This is a genomic window from uncultured Bacteroides sp., from assembly GCF_937912035.1.
In the GTDB taxonomy this organism is placed as follows: domain Bacteria; phylum Bacteroidota; class Bacteroidia; order Bacteroidales; family Bacteroidaceae; genus Phocaeicola.
Map to the genome: position 1 here is coordinate 1 of NZ_CALDPF010000005.1, position 3,706 is coordinate 3,706.

Genomic DNA, 3,706 nt, shown 5'->3' on the forward strand with positions numbered 1-3,706 from the left:
GAATGGAAACGAGATTTATATAAAATTGTTGGAGGAGTCAAGGAATGTTAAAAAGAAGTTTTATGATATTATGTATACATATTTTTTGTGTGTTGTTTATGGGATGCGGCAAAATAAAGCCGGAATTTAAAGTTATGGAAAGTGGATATGAAAGTCAAAAAGAAGAATTAGACGAAAATAATACGGATATGCCGGAGAAAACAGATAGTTCTGAAATAGTTAAGGTGGAAGAAACTAAACCGATGTCTGTGGCACAGGCATTTAGTTCTGTGCTGTTGAATGAAACAGAAATGTTCTGCACTATAAGAGAGCAGGGGGAGTATACAGAAGTAATCAAAAGTAATGAAGGGTATGGTCTATTAAAAGAGATGCCTTATGCAGAACGTAAGGAAGTGATTTATTTTGCGGTTGTAGATTTAGATGGAGACATGATATCAGAGGTAGTTGTGGAATTGGAAAACTATGATTATATTGTCCTCAGATACAGGAAGGGGCAGATACGTGGAATGTCAGTTTCAAATAAGGAAATGGATCTATTTAAAAAGAATGGTTTATTTCGACAAATTAGTGGGTGTGATGCAGGCAGGATAGGAAAATTGCATTATATTGGTGATGTGATGGTTTTCGATGAAGCATTGCGAATGGCAGATCAGTATACGTTTTATTTGTATGACATAATATCAGATGAAAAGACATGGAGGGAAATAAATAATTTCTATTATGAAAGTCCGGATGTAGAATGGCACGATTATACAGAAAAAGCAGTTCATGAATGGATTATAGAGAACCCTTTATTTACAGAGATTTCGGTAGAAACTACAAAAAATAGTAATATAAGACAGGAATATCTAGATTCACTTTCTTATTTGATTGACATAACATATGATTATTGGTTAAAAAATGATGAGGAATATAGGAAAGCGGCAGTCGCTTATTATGAAGGCTGTCAAAAAGAGATGAATAAAATTTATGAGTTATGTCAGGAAAAATTATCAGAAGAAGAATTGGAAGAACTTCAAAATGAGCAGCAGGATTGGCAGGAAAATTTTGACCTGAGACTTGAAAAAGAACTAAGCCGTTATGAGATTGAAGATATGGAAGATTTACTGGAAATTGATGACAGAAGTGCGTATTTCAGATATGGAGAGATAACATTAAGACGTACATTAAGACTGGTAGACTTATTTTATGGATTTGGTAATTATGTTATTTAATCTAGAAAATATATTTGTATATGTTTTTTAGAATGGACATGAAAATTTAGAGATATTCGGGGTATTGTATATAGGAGATACAATACCCTCGAATATTATGTTACTATATAAATTTATTTTATACTAAATAGCCCAGTATCGTAGCCCATTTATTAGCGTTAGCCTGACGTATAGGTGTTTCGCTATTTTCAGTTCCAGGTCTTTCGTAACATCTGAGAAAATATTCTGCTAAAACAGAGCATGATTTTGTAGAAGTTGTAAATTCTGTAAATGTCATAGTAGGTTTCATGATTTTTAACCACTGTTCATTATGAGCTACTTCATACAAAATTCTATTTAGCTGATTAAGAATAGTGTTGCTTCTATTCTCTTGGTCGAGCCAATCTGTAAGATTGGTTGAAGGATTCCATTGAACCAATCCATAGACACCAGATTTATCATTTAAGTTATTCCATACACCTGGATTGATGGTACTTTCTGCTTCCATATTTCCTAATGTGGCATAAATTGCATCACTGGACCATCCATTATCTCTCAGATATTTGTAAATATATCGAGCATTTACTAACATTTCATATTGATTCAGGTATGAATTTGAGAAAAATGTACTGGAAATGGAAGGGACAGTTCTCGAAACTGCAGTAGCATGTGTTGTAGTTACCCAACCTTCTCCCTCTGTGGCAGGTTTAGCATTGGAACGGTAGTAATGAACCTTAACCCAGACATAGGAAGTACCATTTAAAGATTTTGTTACTGTTGCTACGTTTGGAATGTCATACATTAAATCGCCTTCATTTAAAGTCGCTACTTTTGTTCCGGCTGCGGAACTTCTGACATTTAATCCCCCAGAAGGGGCGCGTCTTACTGTTGTAGCCATAATATTAAGTTCTCCTTTTATGTATTTTTATAACCGGTTATGTTAGGTAAAAAGCAAAAAAGAGAATAAATGTAAACTAAAAATATAATTTTATATATTCTGTTTGATAATCCTTGAAATCAGTCCGACTGCAACATTGCGTTCTTCATCAATTCTTGTTACGACAAAGCTGACCTCATCTTTCTTGCCTGGCATACGGTTGTCATAGCAGCTGTGCGCTACGGCATTGACTCCGATATGGAGTCGGACAAAGACGGTGCCCTTGTGAATATCAGTGACGACACCGGCATATTTGCCCTGAATCTTACATTTGCTTAAGTTGGCTTTGCTGGTATTACCATTGACACTCTTCACATCAGCTTTTACGGTGATGTCCTGTAAAGAATTTACAGTTACACTCAAAATTCGAACCAGAATTTGTTCACCGACGTGGAAACTCTCCGTAGCATCGCCCAGCCAATCCCAGGATAAGTCTCGGGCAAGAATGGAACATTCTACACCGAAGATTTCTACACGGACGACTTTTTCGGCTACGGCAATGACTCTGGCTTGAACAATACGATCTTCACATACACGGGAAATTCCAGTGGAATCCGGCAGATAGAAAATCTGGCGTTTTTTATGCATTGCATCTTTTCTGCTGGCAACTACACTACGACTGGCGTTATCAAGTCCCTTAATGATGAAATCAATCTCACATCCAAGCATATTGCCAAGAATCTTATTTTGTCTCTGAATGAGTTCACCATAATCATGAACTTCGTCTTCGACCAGATTGATCATCATTTCCGCAAGAGGAATTACAATGCGCATTTCTTTGTAGTAAATGACGGCAATGGTTCCGCAACCCTCTATTCTTTCAATGCCGCCTAATATTCCGGTCACTACTTTGCGGGTACGATACGCATTCTGCAGTTCGTGCCAGATGGTGTCTTCCCGGCTTTCAGGAGTTTCCACGTCGGCATCTGCAGTTAGCGTAAGAATGGAAGAAGGAGCAGTTCTCTTGATAGGAGAAGCAGGTACATTGGGAATGGAGGCATCGTTGTTAGTAGCAGTTTCAGTGAGCAAATTAGTGTTCATATCTTCAGATTTTGTTGTATTAGGCATATTGGTTAATCTCCTTTTTAGTTTTATGTCATTATGGATTTTTTATCTGTAACTATAATTGTATATTCTTCCTCGGAAGGGAAGAGGGTTGGCGGGTCATCCGGAACATCAGCAAAAGGATTTTCCCTAACAGCAGAGGCCAGAGGTTTCTTTGGTGCTTTTGGTTTTTTGGGTTTCGGCTTAGGTTTCATCAAATTAAAAAAGTCCGGTTCTTCTGTTTCCGGAAGCTGTCGCCATGCCGGAATATGGTCGCTGGCCCGGCTTTCTTTTAGTTTCCTGCTTTCCGGATGGAGGGTATAGTCATATTTCCCAACCTTTAGTACTTTTTGACCACGCAGGATGATAAGAGCCTGGTCTAAGGGAAGGCGTAATACTTCATCCGGAGTCATCAGCTTACGCTTTCCAATGGAGCGGGTTTCCCGGTATTCCGGTGTGTAATCCGATACCCGCCAGGTATTCAGCTGCTTGGCTTCGCTGGCAACAGATACGCTTACCTCCCCGGTGCGGT

General features: G+C 38.2%; 4 protein-coding genes. 1 reads left to right on the forward strand and 3 read right to left on the reverse strand.

From position 1 onward, the window contains the following. The first annotated feature begins 62 nt into the window (after positions 1-62). On the forward strand, positions 63-1,214 hold the full coding sequence (locus tag Q0486_RS00790) for a hypothetical protein (protein ID WP_299229337.1): 1,152 nt from the start codon (positions 63-65) through the stop codon (positions 1,212-1,214). Positions 1,215-1,332: 118 nt separating this feature from the next. Here the strand turns inward: Q0486_RS00790 and Q0486_RS00795 are convergent, their stop codons facing one another. The 3 genes from Q0486_RS00795 to Q0486_RS00805 all read right to left on the reverse strand — a co-directional run bounded on the left by Q0486_RS00795 (position 1,333) and on the right by Q0486_RS00805 (position 3,659). Then, entirely contained in the window at positions 1,333-2,091 is a 759-nt protein-coding gene (locus Q0486_RS00795; protein WP_299229340.1) for a phage tail tip lysozyme, read from the reverse strand. Between the two features lie 90 nt (positions 2,092-2,181). Then, entirely contained in the window at positions 2,182-3,198 is a 1,017-nt protein-coding gene (locus Q0486_RS00800; RefSeq protein WP_299229343.1) for a S1 RNA-binding domain-containing protein, read from the reverse strand. A 23-nt stretch (positions 3,199-3,221) separates the two neighbouring features. Then, positions 3,222-3,659: a type IV secretory system conjugative DNA transfer family protein gene (locus tag Q0486_RS00805; RefSeq protein WP_363317980.1), complete on the reverse strand. Its 438-nt coding sequence runs from the start codon at positions 3,657-3,659 to the stop codon at positions 3,222-3,224. Between the last annotated feature and the right edge of the window lie 47 nt (positions 3,660-3,706).

What these genes read in the sequence shown, in the direction of transcription:
- Q0486_RS00790 (WP_299229337.1), top strand. Translation starts at nt 63, where the DNA reads ATGATATTATGTATACATATTTTTTGTGTGTTGTTTATGGGATGCGGC.
- Q0486_RS00795 (WP_299229340.1), bottom strand. Translation starts at nt 2,091, where the DNA reads ATGGCTACAACAGTAAGACGCGCCCCTTCTGGGGGATTAAATGTCAGA.
- Q0486_RS00800 (WP_299229343.1), bottom strand. Translation starts at nt 3,198, where the DNA reads ATGCCTAATACAACAAAATCTGAAGATATGAACACTAATTTGCTCACT.